The sequence below is a fragment of the Pantoea sp. SGAir0430 genome (assembly GCF_043549295.1).
On sequence record NZ_CP039427.1, the window covers coordinates 3,697,730 to 3,713,031 of the forward strand.

Annotated in this window: 12 protein-coding genes; all 12 read left to right on the forward strand. The window is 60.6% G+C overall.

What is annotated here, in order from left to right; translation table 11 throughout:
- Positions 1-55: 55 nt before the first annotated feature.
- The 12 genes from E7738_RS17390 to E7738_RS17445 all read left to right on the forward strand — a co-directional run bounded on the left by E7738_RS17390 (position 56) and on the right by E7738_RS17445 (position 15,302).
- A complete protein-coding gene (locus E7738_RS17390) occupies positions 56-430 on the forward strand; it encodes a hypothetical protein (protein ID WP_132464419.1) in 375 nt (124 codons plus the stop codon).
- Position 431: 1 nt separating this feature from the next.
- Positions 432-944 carry a lysozyme inhibitor LprI family protein gene (locus E7738_RS17395; RefSeq protein ID WP_247656276.1) on the forward strand — a complete coding sequence of 171 codons (513 nt, stop codon included), beginning with the start codon at positions 432-434 and terminating at the stop codon, positions 942-944.
- A 309-nt stretch (positions 945-1,253) separates the two neighbouring features.
- Positions 1,254-3,074 (forward strand): type VI secretion system-associated FHA domain protein TagH, encoded by a 1,821-nt coding sequence (tagH, locus tag E7738_RS17400; protein ID WP_215481524.1) that lies wholly within the window; start codon positions 1,254-1,256, stop codon positions 3,072-3,074.
- On the forward strand, positions 3,071-3,862 hold the full coding sequence (locus tag E7738_RS17405; protein WP_021506792.1) for a PP2C family protein-serine/threonine phosphatase: 792 nt from the start codon (positions 3,071-3,073) through the stop codon (positions 3,860-3,862). The genes tagH and E7738_RS17405 overlap by 4 nt, the downstream gene beginning before the upstream one ends.
- A gap of 10 nt (positions 3,863-3,872) precedes the next feature.
- Positions 3,873-4,850, forward strand: coding sequence for a hypothetical protein (locus tag E7738_RS17410; RefSeq protein WP_058771450.1), 978 nt, complete (start codon positions 3,873-3,875; stop codon positions 4,848-4,850).
- Between the two features lie 16 nt (positions 4,851-4,866).
- Positions 4,867-5,691: a type VI secretion system accessory protein TagJ gene (locus E7738_RS17415; protein ID WP_166711080.1), complete on the forward strand. Its 825-nt coding sequence runs from the start codon at positions 4,867-4,869 to the stop codon at positions 5,689-5,691.
- Positions 5,681-6,256: a type VI secretion system baseplate subunit TssE gene (gene tssE / locus E7738_RS17420; protein WP_021506795.1), complete on the forward strand. Its 576-nt coding sequence runs from the start codon at positions 5,681-5,683 to the stop codon at positions 6,254-6,256. The genes E7738_RS17415 and tssE overlap by 11 nt, the downstream gene beginning before the upstream one ends.
- A gap of 2 nt (positions 6,257-6,258) precedes the next feature.
- Positions 6,259-8,133, forward strand: a complete 1,875-nt coding sequence (gene tssF / locus E7738_RS17425) for a type VI secretion system baseplate subunit TssF (RefSeq protein WP_166711078.1) — start codon at positions 6,259-6,261, stop codon at positions 8,131-8,133.
- Positions 8,130-9,176, forward strand: a complete 1,047-nt coding sequence (tssG, locus tag E7738_RS17430; protein WP_058771453.1) for a type VI secretion system baseplate subunit TssG — start codon at positions 8,130-8,132, stop codon at positions 9,174-9,176. Before tssF ends, tssG begins: the two co-directional genes overlap by 4 nt.
- 54 nt (positions 9,177-9,230) lie before the next feature.
- On the forward strand, positions 9,231-11,840 hold the full coding sequence (gene tssH, locus E7738_RS17435) for a type VI secretion system ATPase TssH (protein WP_394515870.1): 2,610 nt from the start codon (positions 9,231-9,233) through the stop codon (positions 11,838-11,840).
- A gap of 29 nt (positions 11,841-11,869) precedes the next feature.
- A complete protein-coding gene (locus E7738_RS17440) occupies positions 11,870-13,327 on the forward strand; it encodes a serine/threonine protein kinase (RefSeq protein WP_394515871.1) in 1,458 nt (485 codons plus the stop codon).
- A 16-nt stretch (positions 13,328-13,343) separates the two neighbouring features.
- Positions 13,344-15,302, forward strand: a complete 1,959-nt coding sequence (locus E7738_RS17445) for a type VI secretion system Vgr family protein (protein WP_394515872.1) — start codon at positions 13,344-13,346, stop codon at positions 15,300-15,302.

A 15,302-nucleotide genomic window follows, 5' to 3' on the forward strand; every position in this document is an offset into this window, starting at 1 on the left:
AATGCGGCTCTTTCGAGCCGCGAAAATTCAAACCGGATTCTCCTGATGTCAAATCATGAAAAATAAATATGCTCTATATATATGTTGTGTTCTTTTAAATATTCCCTGCTTCGCGCTAGCTAAATCAACTTTTCATTTTCAGGGTAAGGCTTTCAATGCCAAAATTGAATATAATTGCAAAGAGGGTAACCTGACCTGTAATGATATTTTACTCAAATCTTCAAGTCTGAAAAATAATTCTTCTATTACCCTTAAAGGCGAAACGATTAACACTCACTGCCCTGATATTTGCGACTTTCAGGGCTATCAGTTTAAAAACGGGGAATATGAATATTCATTTTATCCCAGTGTTAAGGAGGTTAATCTCTGGGATTATATTGTGACTTACAAAGATAAGGTCATTGCTCAGGATGTAGGTACAATGAAATAGCATGCGCATAAAACCGAATGAGGCAGCGACGTTATTAATAAATAAGGCTTTTAATTCCAATGATCATGATGGTTACTCGAGGTTAAAATTGAAATCGTTAATTAAATTGGATAGACTTACGTTGAAAAGAACCTCGATTCTGATCTGTTTGTATTTATACGTAAGTCAATCAGCTTTCGCTGCAGCCCTCTGCTCCAGCGAACCCTCAGATAGCGCCGTTTATCAGTGCACGCTTCATGAGAAGCAGTTAGCTGAAGACGCGTTGAATCAGGAATACACGGCGGCAAAAAAACGGATTGCATCATCATACCGCGCGGATAAAAAACTGGCGGATGATTACCTTAGCACATTAACAAATACCCAACGTGGCTGGCTAAAGTACCGTGATGGACAGTGTAAGCTGGAAGCTTTTGATGCAGAGGAAGGGAGTATCGCTCACGAAGTAGCGACTAATATCTGCATTGTGCGCATCAATAAAGAACGCCTGGAATCATTGAGGCAGATTCCTTATTAAAGAAGAACACTCTTCTCTGCTTCTTATCCGCTAATTGGCTTAGTGAACAACTCTATTAATTACAGTGCCACGCACATATTGTAGCGGCGCGATTCATCGCGCAATAAATGGTGCCGCTACAAAATTGCAATCATTTCAAAGCCACCGACAAACTAAATAGCAAATATGAAACAACGCATCGCGCTTTAACGCACAGCCTCAATCACCTGATATCGCACACAGCATCGTATTACCCGCTTCCTATATTCCGCGTCTTTCCCGGAGAGCCGCGCAATATAGATGCCGAACCGCTAACCGCAGGAACCCGTTATGCGCTTTACGATAATAACGACTAAACCCGGCCACCAGCCGCCGCAAACCCGCTGTGATTTTATGCCGCCCGGCGGCACCATTGGCCGCGGAGTGGACAACAATCTGGTGCTGCCGGATGACGATCGCACCATTTCTCGCCTGCAGGCGATTGTGCACATCACCGCCGCTGGCGAATGCCGCCTCACCAACCGGGGCAACGTGACGCGCGTGCTGCTCAATGACATCCCGCTGGAGCGCGGGCGTCAGGTGGAATTACAGGATGGCGACGTGCTGGGCATCGATGATTACCAGCTGCTGGTCAACGATCTTAACGGCGCGCAGCAGCCGCAGGCCGCCACGCTGGCACCGCAGCCGGTGGTACAGGCGGCGGTAATGGCTGATGCGCCACCGGCGGAAAAAGATGCCAGCACCGCCGCGATCCCCAGCGAGATCTGGGACAGTCTCGCCAAAGAGTTTTCGATCTCCGACGATCTGTCGAAGCGCAAAGCAGCGGCCGAGGTGCTGCCGGAGGCCAATCCGCTCACCGCGCCGGCCAGCCTCGATCGCAACCCGGAGGATCCGCTGGCTCAGCTGGTGAACGATGCGCCGCTGGATATTGGCCAGCAGCCGAAAAACACCAGCCTGTTCGATGAAGGCGATGCGCTGTTCGCGCAGGAAAGTATCTTCGACGATCGCACCCCCAGCACGCTGTCGGCGCAGCAGAATGCCGCCGCGCAGCCGCAGGTCGAGAGTGCCACCGAGCTCGATCCGCTCAGCCTGTTTGGCAGCCAGAGCAGCAGCGACGTGCGCAACCACGACGATCCGCTCGGCCTGATGATGGGCAATGCGGTTCCGCTGGCGCAGCCGGAGATCGCGCCGGCAAAGACGGTTCAACCGCAGCCCGTCGCCCAGCCGGAAACGCCCAGTGAACCCTCGCCGGAGACGGCACCGGTCGAGCTGGCGGATCTCAGCAGTTCGCCACTGTTTGATGACACCGAAACCCAGGCCACGTCGTCGCTGATCGAACCGCAGGCGGAGCAGCCAGAGACGGTCGCGCCGCAGATGGATTACGGTGGCATTACGCTGCCCACGCCGCAGGCGGTGCAACGTGTACCGTCGCCGACGCCGAAAGGGCGGCTGCGTATCGATCCGGTGGCTTCCAGCCATCAGAACGCGGCACCCGCCAGCCAGGCGACAGCCAGCCACAGCAGCGGCGACGCGCTGAAAGGCGAACTGCTGGATGCATTGCTGGAAGGCATGGGGTTGCGCGATCTGCAGCCCACGCCGCAGTTCGACCGCGAGCAGATGCTGCAGTTTGGCCAGATGCTGAGCATGTTCTCGCAGGGCACCGTTGCGCTGCTGTCGTCACGTTCGATTCTTAAGCGTGGCGTTAAAGCGGATATGACGGTGATCCTCGACGACGCCAACAACCCGTTCAAACTGCTGCCGTCCGGCAAAACCGTGCTGATGCAGATGTTTGGCAGCCGCATGCCGGGCTTCATGCCGCCGCGTCAGGCGGTGCGTGATGCGCTGATCGATCTGCAGGCGCATCAGCTCGGCATGATCGCCGGGATCCGCGCCATTATCGCTTCGATGCTGCAATCCTTTAATCCGGATCAGCTGGAAGAGGAAGCCCGCCAGGCGGGATCGCTGTCGCGCCTCGGCCTGCCGGGCAGCCGCAAAGCCGCGCTGTGGGAGCATTTTGTTGAGCGCTACGGCGAGACGGCGGGCGAGATTGAGGACGATTTCCATACCCTGTTCGGCGAAGCTTTCCTGCATGCCTACGACCTGGAAGTTAATCAGTACAAAGATTCACAAACCCACACGGATGACGCATGAATATCACCATTGCTTCCACGTCGAATCAGGGCGACCGCGCCAGCAATCAGGATCAAACCGGTGAGGTAATCGGTGAACGCTCAGCCTGCTTCGTGGTGTGTGACGGCGTAGCAGGATTTCCCGGCGGCGACGTGGCCGCCCGCATCGCGCGCAGCAGCCTGATGGAGGCGTTCGACGGTAACGCGCACCTGGATGCGCAGTCGATTCGCAACTACGTCAACCACGCGAATCACGCGATTCGCCAGCAGCAGAAAGCCAGCAGCGAGCACAGCCGCATGGGCACCACGCTGGTCAGCCTGTTTGTCGACCGCGACTACGAGCTGGCCTACTGGGCGCACGCGGGCGATAGCCGGCTGTATCTGTTTCGCCGCGGCTACCTCTATCACGTGACTACCGACCACAGCCTGGTGCAGCAGATGAAAGATGCCGGCCACCAGACCGAAGGTATCAACAGTAACCTGCTCTATTTTGCCCTCGGCATGGGCGATGAGCAGCGCGACGCCAGCTACAGCGATGTGGTGGAAATAGAAGACGGCGACGCCTTTTTACTGTGCACCGATGGCTTCTGGCACGGCGTGACGCTGGAGCAGATGCAGCAGTCGCTGCACATGGTCAATACACCGGAAGAGTGGCTGACGCTGATGCAGCAAATCATTCGCAACGGTCAGCCGGATAACGGTCAGCAGGATAACTTCAGCGCGCTGGCCGTCTGGATTGGCTCACCGCAGGACACCACCTTACTGCACTCGCTGTCCGAAGCGGCGCAGTTTTTCCCTCTTCGAGATTGAGAACGCCAACATGAAACATGGATTACTGGGTCTGGCTGCGCTGCTGCTCAGCACGCACGCATTTGCTGAGAACTATCGCATCGTGCAGTCCCCGGCACAGAAACTGGATGTCTGGATTGATGACGTGAAAGATAACCAGCTGGCGAGCTGGTGTAAGCGCAATGTTGATCTGCGCATCGTCACCCACGGCGCGAAAAACGTCGCGGCGCTGGAGGATTTTCTGCCGCGCGTCGCCGGGCTGATGGCATCGCAGTGTAAAGCGCTGCAGCAGCTCAACTGGGCGCTCAATGATGATGACGGCAACCCGATCGCCAGCGGCAGCGCTGCCAAAGCGCAGCAGTGGCAAACGGTGGTAACGCCGCCGCCCGCGCCCGTGCAGCAGCCAGAAACCGCTGCGGTTGCCCCTGCCGCGCCGGTGCTCAACTCGCCGCAGGCCGATACCACGCCGTGGCTGCAGTTCAGCCTGCTCGACGGCTGTCACTTCCGCACCTGGTGGCAGCATCCGGCGCAGACCAGCGCGCTGTTCGTGCCGTCCAAACAGGGGCTGAGCTGCGGTCAGGATGGCTGGCTGAGCGGCCGCAGCAGCCTGACGCAGATGGGCAACGGTGCGGCGAAAAGCGTAGTGGTGACGTTCCTGCAGGGCTTCCCGATTGCCGGCCTGAATAACAAACAGCAGAGCGCCGAGCTCAGCATCACCACCGTCAACAGCGAACGCATGGTGCTGAGCAACGAGAAGTCGCCAGACAGCTGGCTGGTGCTGCCGTTCAGCAGCCAGTTCAACGGCTGGCAGGCACCGGATCAGGTGGTGGTGCAGATGCCCGCCAGCGATGCCGCCGATGAGAGCGCACTACGCGCACGACTGCAGGAAGTGCGCAAAGTGTGGTCGCCGTGGCTGAGCGCCAGCGCACCGCTGAAAGTCCAGCTGGTAGAGCAGCTGCATCCGGAGCTGAAAGATCCCGCCGCCGCGGTTTACCGCACCATCAACTAACGCAAAAGGAGCTTGCATGGAGTCGTTACAATCGCGCCTGGCCAGTGCCTCACTGGCCGATAACCTCGCCGATATCACCCGCCAGATTCAGGCCAGCCCGGCCAATGCCGACCTGCGCGCGGCGTTTGTGCAGCTGTTGTGCCTGGCGGGTAACTGGACGCGCGCGCAAACCCAGCTGCAATCATGGCTGGCGCTGACGCCCCAGGCCCAGCCGACCGTTACCTTACTGCAGCAGGCCATTGCCGGTGAGCAGCAGCGTGAAGCGGTACTGCGCGGCGAGGCGCAGCCGCAACTGCCGGGCAGCGCGTGGGCGTGGTGTGAAACCCTGCTGGCTGCGCTGAGCGCCGACATCCGCGGTGACTTCGCGCAGGGGGCTGAGCAACGTGCCGCCGCGCTGGCGCAGGCCGAAGCCAATCCGGGTCAGCTGCAGCAGCAGGAACAGACGGCAGACTTCGCGTGGCTGATGGACGGCGACAGCCGCTTCGGGCCGGTGTGCGAAGCCATCGCCAACGGCCGCTACTACTGGATTCCGTTCGCCGCGATCCGCGAGATGGAATTTCAGGCGCCTGCCAGCGTGACCGATTTGGTCTGGCGCCATACGCGCGTGCAGCTGGTGGATGGCAGCGAGCAGATTTGCCAGATCCCGGTGCGCTATCCGCTGCTGCCGGGGGCGGATGAGCGTTATCTGCGCGCCAGCGTCACGGAATGGCAGCCGCTGGGCCACGATGACAGTCAGTTTACCGGCCATGGGCAGAAGCTGTGGCTGAGCGACAGCGGCGAGTATCCGCTGCTGACGCTGCAGCAGCTGACGTTCCAGCCAGGCGGCAGCGATGAGCCGTGATAACAGCTCGCACAACGACGGCTATGCCCAGCTGCATGGCGGTTTCCGCGCGCGTAAAAATCGCGACGCGCTAACCGCGCGCGACAAGCTGCAATCCTCGTTACTCGATCGTCTGACTGACAACGCGCCGGACAAGCAGAGCGAAGCCAGCAACACCACGCTGATTTCCCACAGCACGCTGCGCCGCCACGTGCTGCGCGATCTGCAGTGGCTGTTTAACACCATCAACAACGAAGCCCAGCAGGATCTCAGCGCCTTTGGTGAAGTGCAGCGCTCGGTGTGGAATTTTGGCGTGGCGCCGCTGGCCGGACAGAACATCTCCGACATCGAATGGCAGGATATGCAGCGCAAAATGACCGATGCCATTCTGCACTTTGAGCCGCGCATTCTGCCGCAGGGGCTGCAGGTACGCTGCGTCAGCGATCTGAAGTCGCTCAGCCTGCACAACGTGTTATCGATTGAGATCAAAGGCCGCCTGTGGTGCGTGCCTTATCCGCTGGAGTTTCTGTTCCGCACCCAGGTTGATCTGGAAAGCGGTCATTTTGAACTACTGGATGCAGGTTAATCATGGACAGCAAACTGCTCGACTACTACAACCGCGAACTGGCCTATCTGCGTGAGCTGGGCGCGGAGTTCGCTGCGCGCTATCCGAAAGTCGCCGGGCGGCTGGGGATGCGCGGCATCGAAGTTGCCGATCCTTACGTTGAGCGGCTGATGGAGGGCTTTGCCTTCCTGACTTCGCGCGTGCAGCTCAAAATGGACGCCGAGTTCCCGCGCTTCTCGCAGCGGCTGCTGGAGATGATTGCACCGTCTTATCTGTCACCTACGCCGTCAATGGCGATTGCACAGCTCACGCCGGACAGCCGCAAAGGCGACATCAGTAATGGCTTCCACGTGCCGCGCGGCACCATGATGGAGAGCCAGCACCTGAAAAAAAGCGGCGTCACCTGCAGCTACACCACGGCGCACGATGTCACGCTGCATCCGCTGCGCATCAGCGACGTTTCACTCGGCGGCGTGCCGGGCGATCTGCCGCTGGGCGAACTGAAGCTCAGCGGTCGCGGTGCCGCCAGCGCGCTGCGCGTGCGTATCGCCTGCGAAGGCATCTCGTCGCTCAGCCAGCTGAATGTCGCCGATTTAATGCTGTATCTCAGCGGCCCGGACATTCAGGCACAGAAACTGCTGGAGCTGCTGATGCAGCACCGCGTCAGCATCGTGCTGCAATCAGTCGAACACAAGCCGCTGCGTCAGGTGCTGCCGGATGAGGCGCTACAGCAGGAGGGCTTTGCGCCAGAGCAGGCGCTGCTGCCGGACGATCTGCGTAACTTCGACGGCTACCGGCTGCTGCAGGAGTATTTTGCCTTTCCGGCGCGCTTCCAGTTCATCAGCCTGAGCCAGCTGGCACCGTTTCTGCGCCGCTGCGATAACGCGCAGGAATTCGACATTATCATCCTGCTGGATAAGGCTGACAGCGCGCTGGAAAGCGTGGTGGACAGCAGCCATCTGGCACTGCACTGCACGCCGGTGATCAACCTGTTTCCCAAAACGGCCGAGCGCCTGAAGGTCAGCGACAGCCAGCACGAATATCATCTGGTAGTGGATAACATCCGGCCGCTGGACTACGAAGTGCACTCGGTGCAGCGGCTGTTCGCCACCGTTGAGGGCAAGCGCGAAGAGCAGTTATTCCGCCCGTTCTGGAGCACCTTCAGCGGCGACGACGGCGATTACGGTGCCTATTTCTCGCTGCGCCGTGAGCAGCGCACGCTGTCTGAGCAGGCGCAGCGTTACGGCACGCGCACCGGCTATATCGGCTCGGAAGTGTTTTTGTCGCTGGTGGATGAGCATCACACGCCGTGGCGCGACGACATGCGCTACCTGTCGGCAGACGTGCTCTGCACCAGCCGCGATCTGCCGCTGATGCTGTTGCAGCAGGAGCAGGGCAATTTCGTCATGCCGGATTCGATCCCGGTCGGTCAGCTGAAGTTGTGTAAAGGCCCGACGCCGCCGCGTCCGGCGCTAGCCGAAGGGCTCTCCGCGTGGCGTCTGATCAGTCACCTGCAGATGAACTACCTGAGCCTGATGGACAGCAGCGACGGCCAGGGCGCCGCCGCGCTGCGCCAGCTGCTGAGCCTGTACGCTAATCTCGCCGAAGCGGCGGTGGCGCGCCAGATTGACGGTATTCGCCACTGCCAGCTTAGCGCGGTCAATCGCCGGGTGCCGGAACCGGGCCCGGTGGTGTTTGCGCGCGGCGTCAGCATCACGCTGGAGGTCGACGAACAGGCATTCTCCGGTGCCAGCCCGTGGCTGCTCGGCAGCGTGCTGGAACGCGTGTGCAGCCGGCTGGTGGCGCTGAATAGTTTTACCGAATTCACCCTCAACAGCCAGCAGCGCGGCGAGGTGGGCTACTGGCCGCCGCGCATGGGCAGGAAGGCGCTGCTATGAGCGAGGCGCAGATCATTCCGCTGCAGCGCGCCCAGCGGCTGCCGGACGATTTCTGGCAGGCAGTGATGGCGGCACCGTGGCGCTACGATCTGTTTCAGCTGCTGCGCCGGCTGGATGCGCAGGGCGGCCAGCGCTATCCGCTGGGACGTGCGCCGCTGCCGAAGTTCGAAGCGCTGCGCATTGGTCAGCAACCGTCGCTGGCGTTTGCCCCGGCAACGCTGGCCAGCGTGCAGCCGCGCGCAGAGGACGCGCGCCATGACGTGGCGATTTACAGCTTTGGGCTGTTTGGCCCCAACGGTCCGCTGCCGACCCACCTGACGGAATATGTGCACGAGCGCATCGTGCACCATCAGGATCACAGCCTGGCGGCGTTTGCCGACATCTTTCACCATCGCGCCACGCTGCTGTTTTATCGCGCCTGGGCCGATGCGCAGCCGGCCGTCTCGCTGGATCGCGCCGATAACCGCCGCTTTGTCGATTACCTTGCCTGTCTGGCTGGCATCGGTTTACCGGCGCAGCAGCAGGCCAGTTCGCTCAGCCTGCATGCGCGGCTGATGCTGGTCGGCCATCTTAGCCGCCACGGTCACGACGCTGAAGGGCTGGTGCGCATTCTGCGTCACTACTTTGGTGTACCGGTGCAGCTGGCACAGAACGTGCCGCAGTGGCTGACGCTGGACGCGCGCGATCAGGCGCGGCTGGGGGCCGGACGCCAGATGCCGCGGCTGGGCGAATCGGCGTTCCTTGGCGTGGCGGTGCGCGATGTGCAGCACCGTTTTCGCCTGCGGCTCGGTCCGCTGAGCGCGCAGCAGTATGCCCACTTTCTGCCAGATGCGCCGGGCGCACGCGAAGTGCGCGACTGGGTGCGTCACTATCTCGGCATCGAGATGCAGTGGGACCTCAGCCTGATCCTGGCGGCGGAAGAGGTGCAAAGCGTCACGCTGGGAGGCAATGCCCGGCTGGGCTACACCAGCTGGCTGGGACACGCGCCACAGCCGCAGGATCGCGAAGATTTCATGTTTGAGGTTGAGGCAGCCGCAAGCTAGCCCAATCGCTTTTCCCTGTTACACAGCCTGCTTCTTTCATTAAAGAGACCCGATATGTCAGAAATCAGCCGTGCCGTGTTATTCGGCAAACTGGATACGCTGTTATTTACCTCGCTGGAAAGCGCCACCGCCTTTTGTAAACTGCGCGGCAATCCTTATGTTGAGCTGGTGCACTGGCTGCACCAGCTGATGCAGCAGCAGGATGGCGACTTACAGCGGGTGATCAGCCATTTTTCACTGGATGAAAACGCGCTGACGCGGGATATCGTCGCGGCGCTCGACCGCCTGCCGCGAGGTGCGAGCGCGGTTTCCGATCTCGCCGAACACATCGACAGCGCCGTCGAGCGCGCCTGGGTCTACGCCTCGCTGAAGTACGGTGCGACGCGCATTCGCGGCGGCCATCTGCTGATTGGCATGCTCAAAACCTTCAACCTCGCCAGCGTGCTGAAAGGCATCTCCGGCCAGTTTGGCCGTATCAATGCTGATGCGCTGCTGGAGCAGTTCGACACGCTGCTCGCCAGCAGTAAAGAGGCACAGCAGGCGCTGGTGGCACAGCCGGGCACCGAGAGTGCCGCACCGGCAGCCAGCACCAGCACGCTGGCGCAGTACGCGCAGGATCTCACCGCACGCGCACGCGAAGGACGCATCGATCCGGTCACCGGCCGTGATGAAGAGATCCGCCAGATGGTGGATATTCTGATGCGTCGCCGGCAGAACAACCCGCTGCTGACCGGCGAAGCGGGCGTTGGCAAAACCGCGGTGGTTGAAGGCCTGGCGCTGCGTATTGCCGCTGGCGACGTACCGGCCCCGCTGCGGGATGTGCAGCTGTGGCTGCTGGATATCGGCATGCTGCAGGCCGGTGCCGGCATGAAAGGCGAATTTGAAGCGCGCCTGCAGGCGCTGATTAATGAAGTGCAGTCCAGCCCGACGCCGATTGTGCTGTTCGTCGACGAGATCCACACGCTGGTCGGTGCCGGCGGCCAGCAGGGCACCGGCGATGCCGCCAACCTGCTGAAACCGGCACTGGCACGCGGCCAGCTGCGCACCATCGGTGCCACCACCTGGGCCGAATACAAGAAGTACATTGAGAAAGATCCGGCGCTGACGCGTCGTTTCCAGACCGTGCAGGTGCAGGAGCCGGATGAAGCCAAAGCGATTCTGATGCTGCGCAGCACCGTCAGCGCGCTGGAGAAGCACCATCAGGTACTGCTGCTGGATGAGGCAGTCAGCGCGGCGGTGAAGCTGTCGCATCGTTACATTCCGGCGCGCCAGCTGCCGGACAAAGCGGTGGCGCTGCTGGACACCGCCTGCGCACGCGTTGCGGTGAGCCAGGGCGCACAGCCTGCGGCACTGGAAGATTGCCTGCATCGTCTGGCCGCGCTGGAGATTGAAGCGGAGATCATTGAGCGCGAAAGCAAAGTCGGGCTGGGCGATGCGGCGCGTTCGCAGGCGGTTGCCGCCCAGCGCGCGACGCTGGAAACCGAGCGCGATGCGCTGCAGCAGCGCTGGCAGCAGGAGCGTGAACTGGTCGATCAGCTGATTGCCCTGCGGGCGCGCTGCGTGACGGAGGGTGAAGCCGCGCTGCGCGATGAGCTGGACGCGACGCAACGGCAGCTGCAGCAGGTGCAGGGCGAAGCGCCGCTGCTGTTTGCCGCCGTGGATGCCAGCGTGGTGGCCGCCGTGGTCGCAGACTGGACCGGGATTCCGCTGGGGCGCATGGTGAAAAACGAAATCGACGCGGTGCTCAATCTCGCCGATACGCTCAACCAGCGCGTGATTGGCCAGCGGCACGGTCTCGATCTGATCGCCAAACGCGTGCGCACCTCACGCGCGCGCCTCGACAATCCGAACAAACCGGTCGGCGTCTTTATGCTGTGCGGTCCCTCCGGCGTCGGCAAAACCGAAACCGCGCTGGCGCTGGCCGAGTCGCTGTACGGCGGCGAGCAGAACATCATCACCATCAACATGAGCGAGTTTCAGGAAGCCCACACCGTTTCCACCCTGAAAGGCGCACCGCCGGGCTACGTGGGCTATGGCGAAGGCGGCGTGCTGACCGAAGCGGTGCGGCGTCGTCCCTACAGCGTGGTGCTGCTGGATGAGATCGAGAAGGCGCATCCGGATGTGCACGAACTGTTCTTCCAGGTGTTCGATAAAGGCTGGATGGAGGATGGCGAAGGGCGCCACATCGACTTCCGTAACACCATCATTATCCTGACCTCCAACGTCGGTACGCAGCTGATCAGTGCGATGTGTGCCGATCCGGAGCTGATGCCGGATCCGGAAGCGCTGAGCACCGCACTGCGCAAACCGCTGCTGGAGGTCTTCCCGCCAGCGCTGCTGGGTCGCCTGCTGGTGGTGCCGTATTACCCGCTGAGCGACGCGATGCTGGCGGAAATCGTCCGGCTGCAGCTGGGCCGTATCGTTCAGCGCCTCGCCGACAACCACGGCATCAGCGCGCAGATTGACGATTCGGTCATCAGCCAGATCGTGCAGCGCTGCACGGAAGTGGAGTCCGGTGGCCGCATGGTCGACGCCATCCTTACCAATACCCTGTTGCCGCAGATGAGCCAGATGCTGCTCAGCGCCCACGCCCGCGATGAACGCTATCGTCGCGTGCAGGTACGCTGTGAGCAGGGCGAGTTTGTTTGCCAGTTCGATGTCTAAAGCCGTTAGTGATCAGAGAGTTTTCGAAAATGTCGGAACACGATAATCCCCTCAACGTACCCAACGCTCTGCCGGTGGGTTACCGTTTCAATGAGTTTGAAATTAAAGAAGTGATCGGTGGTGGCGGCTTTGGCATTGTTTATCGTGCCTGGGATCATCAGCTGGAGCGTGATATCGCCATCAAAGAGTTTATGCCTGCTTCGCTGGCAGTGCGCAGCGACGATCTGAATCTGGTGCTGCGCAGCGAACGCTTTAGTAAAACCTTTCATGCCGGGCTGAACAGCTTTATTCAGGAGGCGCGCCTGCTGGCCCGCTTCAACCATCCAAATCTGCTGCACGTGCTGCGTTTCTGGGTGCAGAACGACACCGCTTATATGGGCACGGTGTTTTACAGCGGCACCACCTTATCGAACCTGCGCGAGCGCAATCCGCAGCTGGTGGATGAAGCCTGGATTCGTCGCCTGCTGCCGCCGCTGCTGGGTGCGATCAAAACCATCCACGACGCCGGTTACCTGCACCGCGATATCTCGCTGGATAACATCCAGATTCAGAGCAGCGGCGAGCCGGTGCTGCTGGACTTTGGCTCCGCGCGTAAAACCATTGGCAACCTCTCGGATGAGAGCGAAACCATGCTGCGTCCGGGCTATGCGCCCATCGAGCAATACAGCGATAACGACGAAAGCGAACAGGGCGCGTGGACGGATATCTACGCGCTGGGCGCGGTGCTGCATACGCTGATCACCGGGGCGCCACCGCCGGTGAGCGTGGTGCGCAGCATCGAAGATAACTACCAGCCGCTGGCCGCGCGCCGCCTGCCGGGCTACTCCCAGGCATTGCTGACGGCGGTAGACAGCGCGCTGGCGCTCAAACCGGAAGATCGGCCGCAGGATATTGATGCTTTTGCCGGGCTGATGGCGCTGCCAGAGCGCGAACCGGAACCGCTGCTGAGCGCCAAAATCAGCGGACCGGGCACCATGCTGGTGCCGGTGGAAGACGCGAACGAAGCCGAAACGCTTTCGCCGGTGAAATCGCTGCTGCGCCATCGCTTTGCGCTGCCGGGGCTGGTGGCCGCGGGCGTGCTGGTGGGATTGTGCGTGGGGCTGCTGATGTCCGGAGGCGATGAGCCTGCGGCGCCGGCAGAGACGGTGCAAAACAGCGCGCCAGCTGCTGATCCGGCAGTTTCACCTTCAGCGCCGTCAGCGCCAGCCGCAACGGCAGCGGTAACGCCGGAAAAACCGCGCGAAGCGGAGCCGCAACCTGCTCCGCCGCCGGAGCCGGTAGCGCAGGTTTACATCAAGCTGCAGCAGGGCGAACGCGTCCAGGTGAATGGCAAACCGCAGGCGCTGGTGCCTGCCGCCAACGGTTTTGCCGCGCTGCAACTGGCGCCAGGCAATTATACCTTTGCCATCAGCGGCCAGGGCGGCACGCGCGAGCAAACGCTGACCATCAGCGAAGAAGGCGTCTGGTTGCTCGATCCACACAGTTAATCATCAGGGATTTATTATGTTCTCACGCATCACCGCGCAGCTGCCGATGGACGGCCTGCTGTTCTGGAAACTCACCGGCGCCGAGGCGCTGTCGCAGTCGTTTGAGCTGAACGCCGAACTGCTGGCCACGGACGCGCGCATCGACCGGCACGCGCTGCTGGGGCAGCCGGTCACGTTCACGCTGCCGACGCAGAGCCTGCTGTCGCCGCGCTACCTCAACGGCAAAATCACGCGGGTGGCGGTGCGCAGCGAGGAGCTGAGCGGGACGCGCTACGCGGTGTACCAGCTGCGGGTGGAGCCGGACCTGTGGCCGATGCGCCGGGACCGCAACCTGCGGATATTCCAGGGTCAGACGGTGCCGCAGATAGTGCAGACGCTGCTGCAGGAGAACGGGGTGAACGTGGAGACGCGGCTGGGCAGCAGCTACCGGGTGTGGGAGTACTGCGTGCAGTACCAGGAGAGCAGCTTCGACTTCATCAGCCGGCTGATGGAGCTGGAGGGGATTTACTACTGGTTCCGCCACGAGGCGGAGCGTCACGTGATGGTGCTGTGCGACGGGGCGGACCAGCACGAGGCGTTCGCGGGCTATGAGACGATACCGTACCACGTGACGGCGTCGGGGGGGAGCGTGACGGAGGAGGGCATCAGCCAGTGGTCGCTGTGCGAGAGCGTGACGCCGGGGATGTACAGCACGGACGACTACGACTTCCGCAAGCCGAACGCGTGGATGCTGCAGGCGCGGCAGAACCCGGTGTCGCCGGTGCCGGGGGTGGTGGACGTGTACGACTGGCCGGGCCATTTTGTCGACCACAGCCACGGGGAGTTTTACACGCGCATCCGCCAGGAGGTGTGGCAGGTTGCGCACCACAGCGTGAGCGGAACGGGGACGGCGACGGGCATCGCGCCGGGGTACCGGTTCGGCATCGTGAACGCGCCGCACTTCAGCGACAACGGAGAGTACCTGGTGACGTCGGCGCGGTACGACTTCGAGGAGAACGGGTACGCGAGCGGCGGCGGCGGGGCGCGGCACAACATCGCATTCACGGTGCTGCCGTCGTCGGTGACGTACCGGGCGGAGCCGGCGACGGCGTGGCCGAAGACGCACGGTCCGCAGACGGCGAAGGTGGTGGGCCCGGCGGGTGAGTCAATCTGGACGGACCGCTACGGCCGGGTGAAGGTGAAGTTCCACTGGGACCGACTGGCGAAGGGCGACGACACGAGCTCGTGCTGGGTGCGGGTATCGAGCGCGTGGGCGGGCCAGGGGTTCGGCGGGGTGCAGATCCCGCGCGTTGGTGATGAAGTTGTTGTTGATTTCATCAACGGTGACCCGGACCGGCCGCTGATCATCGGTCGCGTGTACAACGAGGCGAACATGCCGCCGTGGGCGCTGCCGGCGGCGGCGACGCAGATGGGGTTTTATAGCAGAAGCAAGGATGGACATAAAGATAATGCAAATGTGCTTCGTTTTGAGGATAAGGCAGGTCATGAGCAAATTTGGATCCATGCTGAAAAGAATATGGATACCGAGATTGAACACAGTGAGACACATGATGTAGGTGTGAATCGTAAAAAAACTGTTGGTCAGGATGAATATATTGCAGTTAAACGTAACAGAGAGATTAACGTAGGCGAAATTTCAACTAATAACACAGGAAGCGAATATAATATTAATGTCGGTAAAAACCAAACAATTTTCACTATGGATGCAGAAGGTAATGCGCTCCTGGAAGCAGCAAAATCGATAAAATTGAAGGTTGGTGAAAACTACATCCTCATTACGGAATCGGTAATGGAAATAATAGTTTCCAATGGTGAGCTAAAGGCTGAAAGTAATTCAAGCGCTCATTTTAAAGGTGAAAAAACAACCAGTTTGGGTGGCGGTGAAAATGTGAATATGAAAGCTAGTGACACGTTGAATATTAGTGGTGTTAACCTAACAGATATTAAAGGTGCTGTGGTTAAAATAAATAGCTAA